The following is a 15066-nucleotide window of genomic DNA, read 5'->3' on the forward strand; positions in this document are numbered from 1 at the left end:
GATTGGTGATCAGTGCTTCTCCCTGCCGATTCGCTCGCTCCGGAATGGCTTGCCGTCCCTGAAGACGCGAACGATCTCGCCGACGGCGTCTGGCCGGCCTCCGCGACGCGCGACGCCGATGGTGCGATCGATATCGCGGGCGTCAGCGCCACCACGCTCGCCCGCACCTACGGCACCCCGCTGCTCGTGCTCGACGAGGACGAGGTGCGCGGCCGTGCGCGGCGGTTCCGGCTCGCCTTCGACCAGGCGGCTGCCGAGAACGGCACCACGGCGCAGGTGTACTACGCGGGCAAGGCCTTCCTCTGCACCACGGTCGCGCGCTGGGTCGTCGACGAGGGACTGCGCGTCGACGTGTGCACCGGGGGAGAGCTCGCCGTCGCCCTCGCCGCCGGAGTCGCACCGGCCTCTCTCGGTTTCCACGGCAACAACAAGTCGGTGGCCGAGCTCGAGCGGGCGGTCGAGGTGGGCGTGGGCACGATCATCGTCGACAGCGCCATCGAGATCGAGCGGCTCGCGGCCATCGTCGCCCGCACCGGAGCGACGCAGCGTGTGCTGGTGCGCGTGATCAGCGGCGTCCACGCCGAGACCCACGACTTCCTCGCCACGGCGCACGAGGACCAGAAGTTCGGCTTCCCCTTCCCGGACGCCGAGCGGGCGGTGGCACGCATCCGCGAGATTCCCGGCCTGGTGTTCGCTGGCCTGCACTGCCACATCGGCTCGCAGATCTTCGGCGTCGCAGGTTTCCGCGAATCGGCGTCCCGCGTGCTCGACCTGCACGCGTCCCTGCTCGCGGACGGACCGGTGCCGCAGCTCAACCTCGGCGGCGGCTTCGGCATCGCCTACACGCGGGTCGACGACCCGACTCCGATCGAGGGACTGGCGGCCGCCATCGTCACCGCGGTGGCCGAGGATTGCGCGGCCAGGGGCATCCCCGTCCCGGCCTTGTCGTTCGAACCGGGGCGCGCCATCGTCGGCACGGCCGGTGTGACGATCTACGAGGTCGGCACCACGAAGGACGTGACGATCGATTCCGGAGCCGTGCGCCGTTACATCAGCGTCGACGGCGGAATGAGCGACAACGCGCGTCCGGCCCTCTACGGCGCGCAGTACTCGGCTCGCCTCGCCTCGCGCGTCGGAGAGGGCGAGCCCCGCCTCAGCCGCGTGGTGGGCAAGCACTGCGAGTCCGGTGACATCGTCGTCGATCACGAGTACCTGCCCGAAGACCTCGTGCCGGGCGATCTGCTCGCTGTGCCGGCCACCGGTGCGTACTGCGTCTCGCTCGCGAGCAACTACAACCATGTCCCGCGTCCTCCTGTCGTTGCCGTACGCGGCGGGCGCTCGGCGGTCATCGTCCGTGGCGAGACCATCGATGACGTGCTGGCCCGCGACGCGGGCATCGACGGGGCGAACGCCCCCGAGGGAGACCAATGACCCACCTCCGAAGGAGTAACCATGACTGACTACCGACGACTTCGTGTGGCGCTGCTGGGTGCCGGAGCCGTCGGCTCTCAGGTCGCGGCGCTCCTGCTGCGCCACGGCGATGAGCTCGCCGACCGTGCCGGTGCTGAGCTGGAGCTCGCCGGCATCGCCGTGCGCGACGTGGACGCTCCGCGTGACGTCGACCTGCCCAAGGAGCTCTTCACCACCGACGCCGAGTCGCTGATCCTGGGCGCCGATATCGTGATCGAGCTCATCGGCGGCATCGAGCCGGCGCGCACGAGCATCCTGCAGGCGATCGGCTCCGGCGCCGATGTCATCACCGCCAACAAGGCGCTGTTGGCAACGCACGGCCCCGAACTGTTCGAGGCCGCTGACCGCGTCGGTGCCTCCGTGCACTACGAGGCTGCAGCCGCCGGCGCGATCCCGATCATCCGTCCGCTGCGCGACTCGCTCGCCGGCGACCGCGTGGTGCGCATCATGGGCATCGTGAACGGCACCACCAACTACATCCTCGACCGGATGGACACCGAGGGCGCCGACTTCGCCGACGTGCTCGCCGACGCGCAGCGTCTGGGTTACGCCGAAGCCGATCCGACGGCGGATGTCGAGGGCTACGACGCCGCGCAGAAGGCGGCGATCCTCGCGAGCCTCGCGTTCCACACCGCTGTCCCGCTGGAAGGCGTCTACCGCGAGGGCATCACCTCGATCACGGCATCCATGATCGAAGAGGCACGCGCCGCCGGTTTCGTGATCAAGCTGCTCGCCGTGTGCGAGCGGATCGAGGCGAACGGTGCCGAGTCGATCTCGGTGCGGGTTTACCCGGCCCTTGTGCCCGCGTCGCACCCGCTCGCCTCCGTGCATGGCGCGAACAACGCGGTGTTCGTCGAGGCCGAGGCCGCCGGATCCCTCATGTTCTACGGAGCAGGAGCCGGGGGAGTGCAGACCGCGTCCGCCGTGCTCGGCGACGTCGTCTCCGCCGCCCGCCGTCACATCGCCGGCGGTGTCGGGGTGGGGGAGTCGACCCGCGCGAACCTCCCCGTAGTGCCGATCGGCCACGTCACGACCCGCTACCAGATCACTCTCGAGGTCGCGGACGCGCCCGGTGTGCTCGCCACGGTCGCCGGCATCCTCAGCGACGGCGGCGTCTCGGTCGCGACGGTCGTGCAGACCGTCGAGGGAGAGGACGAGCCGACGGCACGCCTCATCATCGGCACCCACCGCGCCACCGAGCAGGCGCTCAGCGCCACGGTCGACGCTCTCGCCGACAGCGAGGTCGTCGCCCGTGTGGTCTCGGTGCTCCGGGTGGAAGGCGAGTGACGATGGCGGCAGCCTCCGCGACCGCGTCGGGCGGTGCGGTCGAAGGCCGCACGGTCGAGGTGCGGGTTCCCGCGACCAGCGCGAACCTCGGCCCCGGTTTCGACACGCTGGGCCTTGCTCTCAGCGTCTACGACACCCTTCTCGTGACGGCACTGCCCGCGGGCCGGCTCGAGATCGAGGTGACGGGCTCCGGCGCGAGCGAGATCCCGCGTGACGAGTCGAACCTGATCGTGCGCACCATCGCCTACGTCTTCGCCGACGCCGGGCGTCCGGTCCCCGGGCTGCGCATCGTCGCCGAGAACGCCGTGCCGCACGGGCGGGGGCTCGGCTCCTCCGGCGCCGCCGTCGCCGCAGGAGTGCTCGCCGCGAAGGGCCTGCTCGAGGGCGATGTCGAGATCGGCGACACCGACCTCCTCCGCCTCGCGACCGAGCTCGAAGGCCACCCCGACAACGTCGCGCCGGCTCTCTTCGGCGGTCTCACGATCGCGTGGATGTCGGAGCGCGGACCGCAGCACAAGAAGCTGCTCGTCCACCGTGGCGTCTCGCCCCTCGTTCTCGTTCCCGCGTACACGATGTCGACATCGCAGGCGCGGTCGCTGCAGCCGCCGCAGGTCTCCACCGCGGATGCCGTGTTCAACGTCTCGCGCTCCGCGCTGCTGATCGCCGCGCTCATGCAGAGCCCCGAGCTGCTCCTTGACGCCACCGCCGACCGGCTCCATCAGGACTACCGGGCAGGAGCCATGCCCGAGACGCAGCGTCTGGTGCAGGCGCTGCGCGCAGCGGGCTTCGCCGCCGTCGTCTCGGGAGCGGGCCCCAGCGTGCTCGTGCTCGCAGACGGGCCGGGCAGCCGCCAGGACGCGGTCGAGCTGGCCGATCGAGTCACCGACACCCCGTGGGAGGCGCTCCTGCTCGCAGTCGACGTCCGTGGTGGTACAGTGGGGACTCGAGCGGAGGGCTCCACGTAACTGCGTGAATCTGGCCCCATTGCAAATCTTGCAAGACCCGCACGCAAATCCCTGTGGCACAAGTGCCGAGGCTGGCTGGCGCCGAGCGTCAGCCCGTGCGATCGCGCGCAGCACCCGTTGTGTGCGTTCAACGCTCATTCCCCATGACATATAAGGGAGTACTCGTGGAGAACCTCTCCGAGACCCAGAACGACCAGTCGGCGCCTACCGCCGAAGCACCCGCGGCATCCGCGGAGTCGGCCACCGAGTCCGCACCGGCGCGTAAGCGCGCACCGCGTCGCGCCAGCACCGCCACGGCGGCAGCCAAGGCCGAGAAGGCCGAAGCGGCGAAGGCCGAGAAGGCCGCGAAGTCGGATGCTGCGCCCGAAGCCACCGCCCCCGAGACGGCATCCGCAGGTGCGGAGCCCACCGAGGCCGCGCCCAAGGCGAAGGCGCCGCGTCGCAGCCGCGCCAAGAAGGCCGATGCCGAGGCTCCGGCCGCCGACACCGCTGCTGCGGAAGCACCCGCCCCCGAGGCGGCACCCGCGGAGGCTCCTGCCGAGCCCGCCCCCAAGACGACCGGGCGTGGACGCCGCGGTGCGCAGAAGCCGGCCGCCGATGCCGAGGCACCCGCCGCGGAGCAGGCAGCGGAGTCCGCCTCCGAAGCCGCTCCCGCGGAGACCTCGCAGAACAACGACTCCGACTCCTCCGATGGTGGCGAGGAGCAGGGTGGTCGCGGCCGCAACCGCAGCCGTAGCCGCAATCGCGGACGCGGGCAGAACGGCGTCGCGCAGGAACAGCAGCAGCAGCAGGCGCAGCCGGCGGCTGACGATGACCAGGCCGGCGGCAACAACCGCAACCGTCAGCGCAACAAGCGCCGCAGCGGCACCCCGACCGACGAGTTCGACACCGAGATCGGCGAGGACGACGTCCTGATCCCGATCGCCGGCATCCTCGATGTGCTCGACAACTACGCTTTCGTCCGCACGACCGGCTACCTCGCCGGACCCAGCGACGTGTACGTGTCCCTCGGACAGGTGAAGAAGTACAACCTGCGCAAGGGCGACGCCGTCGTCGGCTCGATCAAGCAGCCCCGCGAGGGCGAGCAGCAGGGTCGCCAGAAGTACAACGCGCTGGTCAAGGTCGACTCGATCAACGGCCTCTCGGTCGACGACGCCGCCACCCGCGTGGAGTTCGGCAAGCTCACGCCGCTCTACCCGCAGGAGCGTCTGCGTCTGGAGACGGCCCCCGAGAAGCTGACCCAGCGCATCATCGACCTGGTAGCCCCGATCGGCAAGGGCCAGCGCGGCCTCATCGTCGCGCCGCCCAAGGCGGGCAAGACCATCGTGCTGCAGCAGATCGCGAACGCGATCGCGCAGAACAACCCCGAGGTCCACCTCATGGTCGTGCTCGTCGACGAGCGCCCCGAAGAGGTCACCGACATGGAGCGCACGGTGAAGGGAGAGGTCATCGCCTCGACCTTCGATCGCCCCGCTGAGGACCACACCACGGTCGCCGAGCTCGCGATCGAGCGCGCCAAGCGCCTGGTCGAGCTGGGCCGCGACGTCGTCGTGCTGCTCGACTCGATCACCCGCCTCGGCCGCGCGTACAACCTCGCCGCCCCGGCCTCGGGTCGTGTGCTGACCGGTGGCGTCGACGCCTCGGCGCTGTACCCGCCCAAGCGCTTCTTCGGTGCCGCGCGCAACATCGAGAACGGTGGATCGCTCACCATCCTCGCCACCGCGCTCGTCGAGACCGGTTCCAAGATGGACGAGGTCATCTTCGAGGAGTTCAAGGGCACCGGCAACAGCGAGCTGCGCCTGTCGCGCTCGCTCGCCGACAAGCGCATCTTCCCGGCCGTCGACGTCAACGCGTCGAGCACCCGCCGCGAAGAGATGCTGCTCTCGGCCGACGAGGTCAAGATCACGTGGAAGCTGCGTCGCGCCCTCGCCGGCCTCGACCAGCAGCAGGCCCTCGAGGTCGTGCTCGGCAAGCTCAAGGAGACCAACTCCAACGTCGAGTTCCTCGTGCAGATGCAGAAGTCGATCCCTACGCTCCCCTCGGGCGCGCACGGGCACGACAACAACATCCGCTGAGCGGCTGAGCCGTGTTCGAGTCCGTCCAGACTCTGATCGACGAGCATCGCCGGGTGCAGGAGGAACTCTCCGACCCGGCGGTGCACGCCGACGCCGCCCGAGCGAAGCGCGTCAACCGCCGCTACGCCGAGCTGTCGCGCATCGTCGCCGCCTACGAAGCGTGGGTCGCTGCGACCGACGATCTGGAGACCGCTCGTGAGTTCGCTCGCGAGGACGAGTCGATCGCCGCGGAGATCCCGGCGATGGAGGAGGAGCTGCAGGCCTCGCAGGAGCGTCTGCGGCGTCTGCTGATCCCGCGTGACCCGGACGACGCCCGCGACGTGATCATGGAGATCAAGGCGGGGGAGGGCGGTGCGGAGTCCGCGCTGTTCGCCGCGGATCTCCTGCGCATGTACATCCAGTACGCGGCCTCCAAGGGCTGGAAGACGGAGCTGCTCGAACGCAACGAGTCCGACCTCGGCGGCTACAAGGATGTCCAGGTCGCGATCAAGGGCTCGTCGTCCGATCCCGCTCAGGGCGTCTGGGCGCACCTGAAGTACGAGGGCGGCGTGCATCGCGTGCAGCGTGTGCCGGCGACCGAGTCGCAGGGGCGCATCCACACGTCGACCACCGGCGTGCTCGTCTTTCCCGAGGTCGATGAGCCGGAGGAGATCCACATCGACCAGAACGATCTCAAGATCGACGTGTTCCGCTCCTCCGGTCCCGGTGGGCAGTCCGTGAACACGACGGACTCCGCGGTGCGGATCACGCACGTGCCGACGGGCATCGTCGTCTCGATGCAGAACGAGAAGTCTCAGCTGCAGAACCGCGAGGCGGGCATGCGCGTGCTGCGTGCCCGACTGCTCGCGCGTCAGCAGGAGGAACTCGACGCTGCGGCATCCGACGCCCGCCGATCGCAGATCCGGGGCATGGACCGCTCGGAGCGCATCCGCACGTACAACTTCCCTGAGAACCGGATCGCGGATCACCGCACCGGGTTCAAGGCCTACAACCTCGATCAGGTCATGGATGGAGCACTCGATCCGCTGATCGAGAGCGCCATCACCGCCGACGAGGAAGCACGGCTCGCCGCGGTCGGCTCCGACTCCTGACGAACGCTCTCACGCGTCGGCCGCTCAGGTGCGGGCGGCGTATCGATGCTCGGGGCGTCCGGTCGAGCCGTAGTTGAGGCGCACCTCCACGACGGTCCTGGCGGCCAGTGCCGCCAAGTGCCGCTGCGCAGTCGCGCGGGAGATCCCGACGCGTTCGCCGACCTCTGCGGCCGAAGCCTCACCGTCGCCGAGCGCGGCGAGAACGAGCTGCTCCGTCGCCGAGCGCGAGATCGACACGGGCTCACCCGCACCGTGCAGGATCGCCAGAGCGCGATCCACGTCCTCCTGGCGCAGTGCGCGGTCACCGCTGAGGAGATTGCAGCAGCGGATGTAGCGATCGAGGAGGCTCGACAGTGCTCGTCTTTCGAACGGCTTCACGAGATAGCCCACCGCCCCGGAGCGCAGTGCTCTGCGCACCGTGGCGGCGTCGTCGGCCGCGGAGATGAGGATCGCGTCGATCCCGGATTCCCGCACGAGCGCGATGCCGTCCCCGTCGGGAAGGAAGACGTCGGCGATCAGGAGATCGGGGCGAGACGCGCGCACGCTGTCGCGGGCCTCGGCGAGAGAGCGCACCGTTCCCGTCACGGCGAAGCCGGGATGATCGTCCACGATGCCCTGGTGCAGCTGGGCCACCCGGAAATCATCGTCGAGGATGAGCACGCGTACAGGCTCGGTCATGTGTTCTCCTTCTCGTCGGGTGAGGTCCGTGCCACGGCTCCGCCGATGCGCGCGGCGAACACCGCACCGCTTTCGGCACCGCCCTGATCGATGACCCAGAGGTCCCCGCCGCTGCGACGGGCGATCTCGGTGGAGAGGGGGAGGCCGATGCCATGCCCGTGCACGTCGTCGTCCGTGGTCCCCTCCCTCGGCTGTGCCGGCGACGGCTCGATACCTCCGAGGCCGGGTCCGGAGTCGGAGACGGTGAACACGAGGGCATCGCCGTCATCCAGCAGTGCCACCTCGACCCAGCGCGGGGTCCGCTCGCCCGAGACGGCGGCGGTCACCGCGTTGTCGATCAGGTTGCCGAGCACGGCCGCGACGTCCTCCGCCTCCTGCACGGTGCCGATCAGCTGGGTGTCCTCCGCTATCCGGAGGGCGACGCCGCGCTCTCCCGCCTCCACCCCCTTGGCGCCGAGGAACGAGTGCAGGAAGGGGTCGCCCACGAGGTCGAGTCCCACGACGGGAAACGCCACGGGGCCGCGGTCCACGAGCTCGCCCAGGAACGCCCGGGCCTGCGGCACCCGGTCGGCGTCGATGAGCCCGGCGGCCACGTGCATGCGGTTGGCGAACTCGTGCCGCTGCACGCGCAGCGCCGCCGTCATCGTCCTGACGGTCTCCAGGCGCTCGGTCAGGGCGACCAGATCCGTGCGATCGCGCACGATCAGCACGTCTCCGAGCGCGTGGCCGTCGCGCACCACAGGGCGCGAGTCGAGGTAGAGCATCCGGTCTCCGACGATGGCACTCGAGCGAGTGCGGGCGCCGGTCGCTGCATCGAGGACAGCCGGGGCGAACCCGAGATCGTCGATGGACCGCCCGACAGGTTCGTCCAGGCCGAGCAGGCGATCGGCGGCGGCGTTGCTCACGCGCACCACACCTCGTGTGTCGACCGCGAGCACCTCGCGCCGATCGAGTCGAGGATCATGTCGCCGAGGCCGAGGCCTGCTCCCGCGAAGAGGCCGAAGGATCGTCGTGACCCTCGGCTTCGCATGGATCCTGGGCCTGCAGGAGCGCCGGCGACTCGGTCGCCTGGATTCCGAGGGGCTGCTGGTCGGCGCCGACGGCGGGACGCTCTCCACGGTGCCGAAGATCTTCCGCGGGGCAGAGCCGAAGCCGGGTGCGCGCGCCTCGCTGCGCACCGGCAACCTCGTGGTCGTCGCCGGCGGACACGCTCCCGTCTCCGCCGCGAGCGTCGATCCCGCGGACACGGCCATGGCCGACACGATGCTGGACCCTGAACGGCCCACCCTCCGGCCGAAGCTCATCTGGTTCAACCTCGCTCTCACCGTCGCGGTCATGGTGCTGCTGGTGCTCGACATCCTGCCGCTGCCGTACGTGTTCATGGTGGGAGCGGGCCTCGCGCTCGTCATCAACTTCCGTGGCATCAAGGAACAGGCCTCGGAGATCGTCGCGCACGCACCGAGCATCGTGGGCGTGGTCTCCATGGTGATCGTCGCCGGAGTCCTGGTCGGCGTGCTCACCGGCACCGGGATGGTCGATGCGATGGCCACGTGGATCACCGACGTGCTCCCGCCGGCGCTCGGTCCGTTCCTCGCGCCGATCACCGGGGTGCTCTCGATCCCGTTCACGTTCTTCATGTCGAACGATGCGTTCTACTTCGGCATCCTCCCGGTGCTCGCCCAGAGCGCCGCGAACTTCGGCATCGATCCCGTGGAGATGGCGAGGGCGTCGATCACCGGCCAGCCCGTGCACCTGCAGAGTCCGCTGGTACCCGCCATCCTGCTGCTCGTGTCGCTCGCGAGCGTGAACCTGGGCGACCACCACCGCAAGGTGCTGTGGCGCGCCACGATCGTCTCGCTGGTCATGCTCGGCGTCGGCATCCTGACCGGAGCCGTCCGTTTCTTCGTGGCGCAGTGACGCTCCGGTGGTGGGGAGCGCGGACGCCGTGCTCCCCACCATCGTGCGTGCACAGCGCCATGCTCGGCCCGTGATCACTTTCCTGTTCCGCGGCCTGCTCTACGTGGTGTCCGCCGGTCTCGGCCTGATCGCCGCTGACCTCCTCCTCGACGGCTTCACGATCGAATGGGACAAGTGGTGGGGCTTCGTCATCTGCATCCTGATCTTCGCGATCCTGCAGAGCGTGCTCGCGCCCTGGGTCGGCAAGATGGCCAACCGCTACGCGCCGGTGTTGATGGGCGGTATCGGGATCTTCTCGACGCTGATCTCCCTCGTCGTCGTCGTGCTGCTGCCCATCGGCGGGCTGCGGATCACCGACCTGACCGGGTGGCTGCTCGGTGCGGTCATCGTCTGGCTGATCACGGCGCTCGGCAGCGTGCTGCTCCCGCTCCTCTTCCTGCGTAAGAAGGTCGCGGCGGTCAAGGGCCAACGCCGCTAGGGCGTCCGCCGTTCTCGTCTACTCAGATCGCGTAGTGGTCCGGCGCGGTGAGCAGAGCCCTGGTGTCCTCGCCGACCGTGCGATGACGCGGCTTCGCCGGCACTCCGACGAGCACGCTGTCGGCGGGGGCGTCACGAGTGACCACGGCGTTCGCACCGACCACGGAACCGGCCCCGATCGTCACGGGGCCGAGGATCTTGGCGCCGGCGCCGACGGCCACTCCGTCTCCGAGAGTGGGATGCCTCTTCCCGGAAGCGCGTGTGCGTCCGCCGAGCGTGACGCCGTGGTAGAGCATCACGTCGTCGCCCACCACGGCGGTCTCGCCGATGACCACGCCCATGCCGTGGTCGATGAAGAAGCGACGGCCGATGTTCGCGCCGGGGTGGATCTCGATCCCGGTCAGCCAGCGCGACACCTGGGAGCCGGCGCGTGCGAGCAGACGCAGGCGGCGCCGCCAGAGCGCATGCGAGACGCGGTGCGCCCAGACGGCGTGCAGCCCGGGGTAGAGCAGAGCGACCTCGACGGCGCTGCGCGCGGCCGGATCCCGAAGGCGTGCGGCCGCGATGTCCTCGCGCATCCGCCCGATCATGCCCATCGCCGGTCTCAGTCTTCGCGCAGATCCTCGAACAGCGCGGTGGAGATGTAACGCTCACCGGTGTCGGGGATCATGACGACGATCGTCTTGCCGGTGTTCTCCGGTCGGGCCGCGACCTTCAGCGCGGCGGCCACCGCGGCGCCGGATGACATGCCCACGAGGAGACCCTCCTTGGCCGCGAGCTCACGGGCGACGCGGATGGACTCGTCGAACTCGGCGGTGAGGATCTCATCGAGCACCTCGCGATCGAGCACACCGGGGACGAAGTTCGGGCCGATGCCCTGGATCTTGTGCGGGCCGGGGTGTCCCTCGGTGAGCACCGGGGAATCCTTGGGCTCGACCGCGATCACCTGGACGCCGGGCTTCGCCGCCTTGAGCGCCTGTCCGGTCCCGGTGACGGTTCCACCGGTGCCGACGCCCGCGACGAGGATGTCGACCGCGCCGTCGGTGTCGCGGAGGATCTCCTGCGCCGTGGTCTCGCGGTGGATTTGGGGGTTCGCGGCATTCTCGAACTGGCGGATCCAGATGGCTCCGGGAGTCTCGGCGACGATGCGCTTGGTCTCCTCGATCGCACCGCTCATGCCCTTGGTGGGGTCGGTGAGCACGATCTGCGCGCCGAACGCCTTCAGCAGGACCCGGCGCTCCTTCGACATGGAGGCGGGCATCGTCAGGATCACGCGGTAGCCGCGCGCGGCGCCGACCATCGCGAGAGCGATGCCGGTGTTGCCGCTCGTGGACTCCACGATGGTGCCGCCCGGCGTGAGCTCACCCGATGCCTCGGCGGCGTTGACCATGGCGATCCCGATGCGATCCTTCACGCTCGAGGCGGGGTTGTAGTACTCGAGCTTGGCGAGGACGGTCGCACCCAGTCCCTCGGTCACCCGGTTCAGGCGGACGAGCGGTGTGTTGCCGAACGCGGTCGTGATGTCGGAGTGGATGCCGGGCATGATGAACCTTCCTGTGCGGGGTCGCTGCGGACCAGCTTAGGGGAGGGGTCCTATGGGGAGGCCTTTGTGACGGCCGCTCGCACTCTACGCTGGAAGGCATGTCTGACACCTCTCTCGCTGCGGTCGTCCGCACGGCGGCCCAGCGTCTGGCCGATGTCGGAGTGCCCGACCCTCTCGTCGACGCAGAGCTTCTCGCCGGCCACATCCTCGGACGACGACGCGGCGAGGTGCACGCGGCGATCGTCCGTGGCGACGGCATCGATGACGCAGCGGTGTCGGCGCTCGATGAGGCCGTGACGCGTCGTGCAGCCAGGGAGCCGCTGCAGCACATCACCGGAACCGCGCCATTCCGTCACCTCGAGCTCGCCGTCGGCCCCGGCGTCTTCGTACCCCGTCCGGAGACGGAGACCGTCGTGCAGTACGCGATCGACGCACTGCTGAGCTCCCCGGAGTCCGCGCCGGTCGGCATCGACCTCGGCACCGGCAGCGGGGCGATCGCCCTCGCGATGGCCACCGAGGTGCCGCACGCGCGCATCTTCGCCGCCGAGCTCTCCGAGGACGCGCATGCCTGGGCGAGCCGCAACGTCGCGGGAGTCGACAACCTCACGCTGGTGCTGTCCGACCTGGGGGAAGCCTTCCCGGAGCTCGACGGCACGGCCTCCGTGGTCATCTCGAATCCGCCGTATGTGCCCGATGCCGCCATTCCCCGCGATCCGGAGGTGCGGCTGTTCGATCCGGCCATGGCTCTGTACGGGGGAGAGGACGGTCTCGACATCGTGCGTGTGCTCAGCTCACGGGCCCTGCGGCTGCTGCGCCCCGGTGGTCTCCTCGTCATCGAGCACGGCGAACTGCAGGGCGAGTCGATCAGGGACCTCCTCGCGGTCGACGGCTGGCGCGCACCGGCGACGCACCGGGACCTGACGCTCCGGGATCGCACCACCACCGCGCTCCGACCCTGATCAGCAACCTCCGAGCGTGCTCACTGGCCGCGCCGCATAGAATCGAACCGTCATGTCAACCATCTTCGACTGCAGCGACGAGTCGCAGCTCCTCGCCGGCATGCGCCACGCGCGCCAGGCGATCGGCCGTGGCGACCTCATCGTCATCCCCACAGACACGGTGTACGGCGTCGCCGCCGATGCCTTCTCCCCGGCCGCCGTCCAGCGACTCCTCGATGCGAAGGGGCGCGGGCGGGATCAGCCGCCGCCCGTGCTGATCGGCACGAAGGAGACGCTCGCCGCCCTGGCCGAGTCCGTTCCGGAGCCGGTCGAGCGCCTCGTCGAGGCATTCTGGCCCGGCGGACTGACGATCGTGCTGCCCGCGCAGCCGTCGCTGGTGTGGGACCTGGGAGAGACTCTCGGCACGGTCGCGGTGCGCATGCCGGAGGGCCGGGTCGCCCTCGAACTGCTCGCGGAGACCGGTCCGCTGGCCGTCTCCAGCGCGAACCTCACGGGCGAAGCCGCGGCCATCTCGGCGTACGACGCCGAGAAGATGCTGGGTGACAGCGTCGCGGTCTATCTCGCAGACGGCCTGAGCAAGGACGGCATCGCGTCCACAATCGTGGATGCCACCTCGCTGGTGCGCCGCGGCGCGGATTCCGAACCCGGGACCGTACGCATCCTCCGTGACGGCGCCGTGACCAGGGAGCAGCTCCAGGAAGTCCTCGGCGACCTCCTCGAGCCCGAGGACCACGCCGGACACGAGCATGACCCTGAGCACGCGCAGGAGCAGGACAGGGATTCGTGAAGCAGTACCTCTTCACGATCATCCTCACCGCCGCGATCACGTTCGCGCTGACCTGGGCGGTGTGGAAGCTGAGCCTCCGGTTCAAGCTGTACCCCGCCATCCGCGACCGGGACGTGCACACCACCCCCAAGCCACGACTGGGCGGCGTCGCGATCTTCCTCGCCATCGCCGCGGCGTTCGGCTTCTCCGCGGTGAACCCGTTCTTCCAGAGCATCTGGGTGCCGCCGCAGACCATGTGGTCGATCCTCGGCGCGTCCCTGCTGATCGCGATCATCGGGGTCGTCGACGACCTCTGGGACATCGACTGGATGATCAAGCTCGGCGCGCAGTTCCTCGCTGCCGGCGTCATCACGGTCGGTGGGGGACTGCAGATCCTGTCTCTGCCGTTCGGTGACCTCATCGTGGTGTCGAGCTGGCTGAGCATCACGATCACGATGTTCGCGATCGTCATCGTGATGAATGCGGTGAACTTCATCGACGGACTCGACGGGCTCGTCGCCGGTGTGTGTCTCATCTCGAACGGCGTGTTCTTCGCCTACTCCTACATCTTCACGCGCGACTCCGGCGCCTCCAGCTACTTCAACCTCTCGACCTTCATCGCCGCCGTCCTCATCGGAGCCTGCCTCGGCTTCCTGCCGCTGAACTGGAGCCCCGCGAAGATCTTCATGGGCGACTCCGGTGCACTGGTGATCGGCCTCCTGATGGCCACATCGGCGATCGCGATCACCGGGCAGATGGATCCGTCCGCCCTCGACCCCGAGCGGCTCGGGCGTTCCCAGTTGGTCGGAGCCTTCCTACCGATCCTGCTCCCGCTGCTGGTGGTCCTGCTGCCGCTGCTGGACTTCGGACTCGCCGTGCTCCGACGCATGAGCGCGGGACGATCGCCGTTCTCGCCCGACCGGAAGCACCTGCATCACCGCATGCTCGATCTGGGCCACCGCGACCGTGACGCCGTGCTCATCTTCTACGCCTGGACGGCCGTGGTCTCCCTCGCCGTCCTGCTCATGTACGTCGGTGCCCGAGAGGACTGGCCCGGCCAGTACCTGCCGGGTGTCGGCTTCGGCATCGTGGGCATCGCCGCCTGCCTCGTCGTCACGCTGAGTCCCACCCGCCGCAGGAAGAGCGCAGCGGGCACCGAACCCGATCCGACACCCGTGGAGTCCTGATGAGCCCGAGTCCTGTTTCCAGCACGCCGATCCTGCGTCGCACCCTCATCTGGTCGGCGGTCGCCACCGTCGTGCTCGCGATCATCGCCGGGGGCATCGGCTACCTCGTCGCTCAGGGGGAGGGGCTCGTCAGCGGTCTGCTCGGCGTGCTCCTGGCCGCCGTCTTCCTGGCGATCACCGGCATCAGCATCCTGATCGCGAACCGCTGGTACGGCGACCCGATCTACGTGCAGTTGTTCTTCGCCATCGTCCTGGGCGGCTGGCTGCTCAAGCTCGGGCTCTTCGTCGTCGCGATGATCATGCTCGCCGGTCAGCCGTGGCTGCAGCCGATGGTGTTCTTCCTGTCGATCGTGGCCGGCGTGCTGATGTCGCTCGCCATCGACGTCATCGTCCTCACGAGCATGCGGCTGCCCAACGTCAGCGACACGAACCTCCCGACGGAGGTTCCCGAAGACCGTGCGCCCGGCTCGGCGAATCACATCGGAGACGGACCCGTCGAGGGTGGCCAGCGGTCTTAGGAGACCCTCAGATTCTGATACTGTTGATACGTGCCCGCCGCTCGCCCGCGAGCGCTTGCGCTGTGTAGCACACCGACCATCGTCGCCCCGGTTTAGACCGGTGCCCCGAAGCTGGAGCCCGCGCTGTTTAATC

The 15066-nt window shown here is 69.3% G+C and carries 14 protein-coding genes and 1 pseudogene; 11 read left to right on the plus strand and 4 right to left on the minus strand.

Features of this window, described 5'->3' with window-relative positions:
- Positions 1–12: 12 nt before the first annotated feature.
- From lysA to prfA, 5 genes are all read left to right on the plus strand, one after another.
- Positions 13–1431, plus strand: coding sequence for a diaminopimelate decarboxylase (lysA, locus tag KY497_RS10005; RefSeq protein WP_141386412.1), 1419 nt, complete (start codon positions 13–15; stop codon positions 1429–1431).
- A 21-nt stretch (positions 1432–1452) separates the two neighbouring features.
- On the plus strand, positions 1453–2757 hold the full coding sequence (locus KY497_RS10010; protein WP_219868971.1) for a homoserine dehydrogenase: 1305 nt from the start codon (positions 1453–1455) through the stop codon (positions 2755–2757).
- Between the two features lie 2 nt (positions 2758–2759).
- On the plus strand, positions 2760–3722 hold the full coding sequence (gene thrB, locus KY497_RS10015) for a homoserine kinase (protein ID WP_127482515.1): 963 nt from the start codon (positions 2760–2762) through the stop codon (positions 3720–3722).
- A gap of 143 nt (positions 3723–3865) precedes the next feature.
- Positions 3866–5797, plus strand: coding sequence for a transcription termination factor Rho (gene rho / locus KY497_RS10020; RefSeq protein WP_229778885.1), 1932 nt, complete (start codon positions 3866–3868; stop codon positions 5795–5797).
- An 11-nt stretch (positions 5798–5808) separates the two neighbouring features.
- Positions 5809–6888: a peptide chain release factor 1 gene (gene prfA, locus KY497_RS10025; protein WP_017831008.1), complete on the plus strand. Its 1080-nt coding sequence runs from the start codon at positions 5809–5811 to the stop codon at positions 6886–6888.
- Positions 6889–6912: 24 nt separating this feature from the next.
- On the opposite strand, the gene KY497_RS10030 is transcribed toward prfA, so the two are convergent.
- Together KY497_RS10030 and KY497_RS10035 are read right to left on the minus strand one after the other, a co-directional pair.
- Positions 6913–7566 carry a response regulator gene (locus KY497_RS10030; protein WP_219868972.1) on the minus strand — a complete coding sequence of 218 codons (654 nt, stop codon included), beginning with the start codon at positions 7564–7566 and terminating at the stop codon, positions 6913–6915.
- Positions 7563–8471 carry a sensor histidine kinase gene (locus KY497_RS10035; RefSeq protein ID WP_258185652.1) on the minus strand — a complete coding sequence of 303 codons (909 nt, stop codon included), beginning with the start codon at positions 8469–8471 and terminating at the stop codon, positions 7563–7565. Before KY497_RS10035 ends, KY497_RS10030 begins: the two co-directional genes overlap by 4 nt.
- A gap of 76 nt (positions 8472–8547) precedes the next feature.
- Between KY497_RS10035 and KY497_RS10040 the strand changes: the two are divergent.
- A pseudogene (locus tag KY497_RS10040) lies at positions 8548–9483 on the plus strand (SLC13 family permease); the annotation flags it as partial.
- Positions 9484–9553: 70 nt separating this feature from the next.
- Entirely contained in the window at positions 9554–9961 is a 408-nt protein-coding gene (locus KY497_RS10045; RefSeq protein WP_031206276.1) for a phage holin family protein, read from the plus strand.
- A gap of 22 nt (positions 9962–9983) precedes the next feature.
- On the opposite strand, the gene epsC is transcribed toward KY497_RS10045, so the two are convergent.
- The gene (epsC, locus tag KY497_RS10050) at positions 9984–10556 is read right to left on the minus strand and encodes a serine O-acetyltransferase EpsC (RefSeq protein ID WP_055869005.1); all 573 of its coding nucleotides are present in this window, start codon (positions 10554–10556) and stop codon (positions 9984–9986) included.
- 8 nt (positions 10557–10564) lie between these two features.
- Positions 10565–11503 carry a cysteine synthase A gene (gene cysK, locus KY497_RS10055; protein WP_055869004.1) on the minus strand — a complete coding sequence of 313 codons (939 nt, stop codon included), beginning with the start codon at positions 11501–11503 and terminating at the stop codon, positions 10565–10567.
- A 98-nt stretch (positions 11504–11601) separates the two neighbouring features.
- Here cysK and prmC point away from each other — a divergent pair, with 98 nt between their 5' ends.
- From prmC to KY497_RS10075, 4 genes are read left to right on the plus strand one after another with little or no spacing between them, the layout of a single operon-like run.
- Complete coding sequence (gene prmC / locus KY497_RS10060; protein ID WP_141386407.1) at positions 11602–12462, plus strand: peptide chain release factor N(5)-glutamine methyltransferase; 861 nt, start codon at positions 11602–11604, stop codon at positions 12460–12462.
- A 52-nt stretch (positions 12463–12514) separates the two neighbouring features.
- Positions 12515–13249: an L-threonylcarbamoyladenylate synthase gene (locus tag KY497_RS10065; RefSeq protein WP_055869002.1), complete on the plus strand. Its 735-nt coding sequence runs from the start codon at positions 12515–12517 to the stop codon at positions 13247–13249.
- Positions 13246–14415 carry an MraY family glycosyltransferase gene (locus tag KY497_RS10070; protein ID WP_141386406.1) on the plus strand — a complete coding sequence of 390 codons (1170 nt, stop codon included), beginning with the start codon at positions 13246–13248 and terminating at the stop codon, positions 14413–14415. The genes KY497_RS10065 and KY497_RS10070 overlap by 4 nt, the downstream gene beginning before the upstream one ends.
- Positions 14415–14933: a hypothetical protein gene (locus KY497_RS10075; RefSeq protein ID WP_017830996.1), complete on the plus strand. Its 519-nt coding sequence runs from the start codon at positions 14415–14417 to the stop codon at positions 14931–14933. Before KY497_RS10070 ends, KY497_RS10075 begins: the two co-directional genes overlap by 1 nt.
- Positions 14934–15066 lie beyond the last annotated feature (133 nt).

This window comes from Microbacterium sp. PAMC22086 (genome assembly GCF_019443525.1).
Taxonomy (GTDB): Bacteria; Actinomycetota; Actinomycetes; order Actinomycetales; family Microbacteriaceae; genus Microbacterium; species Microbacterium maritypicum.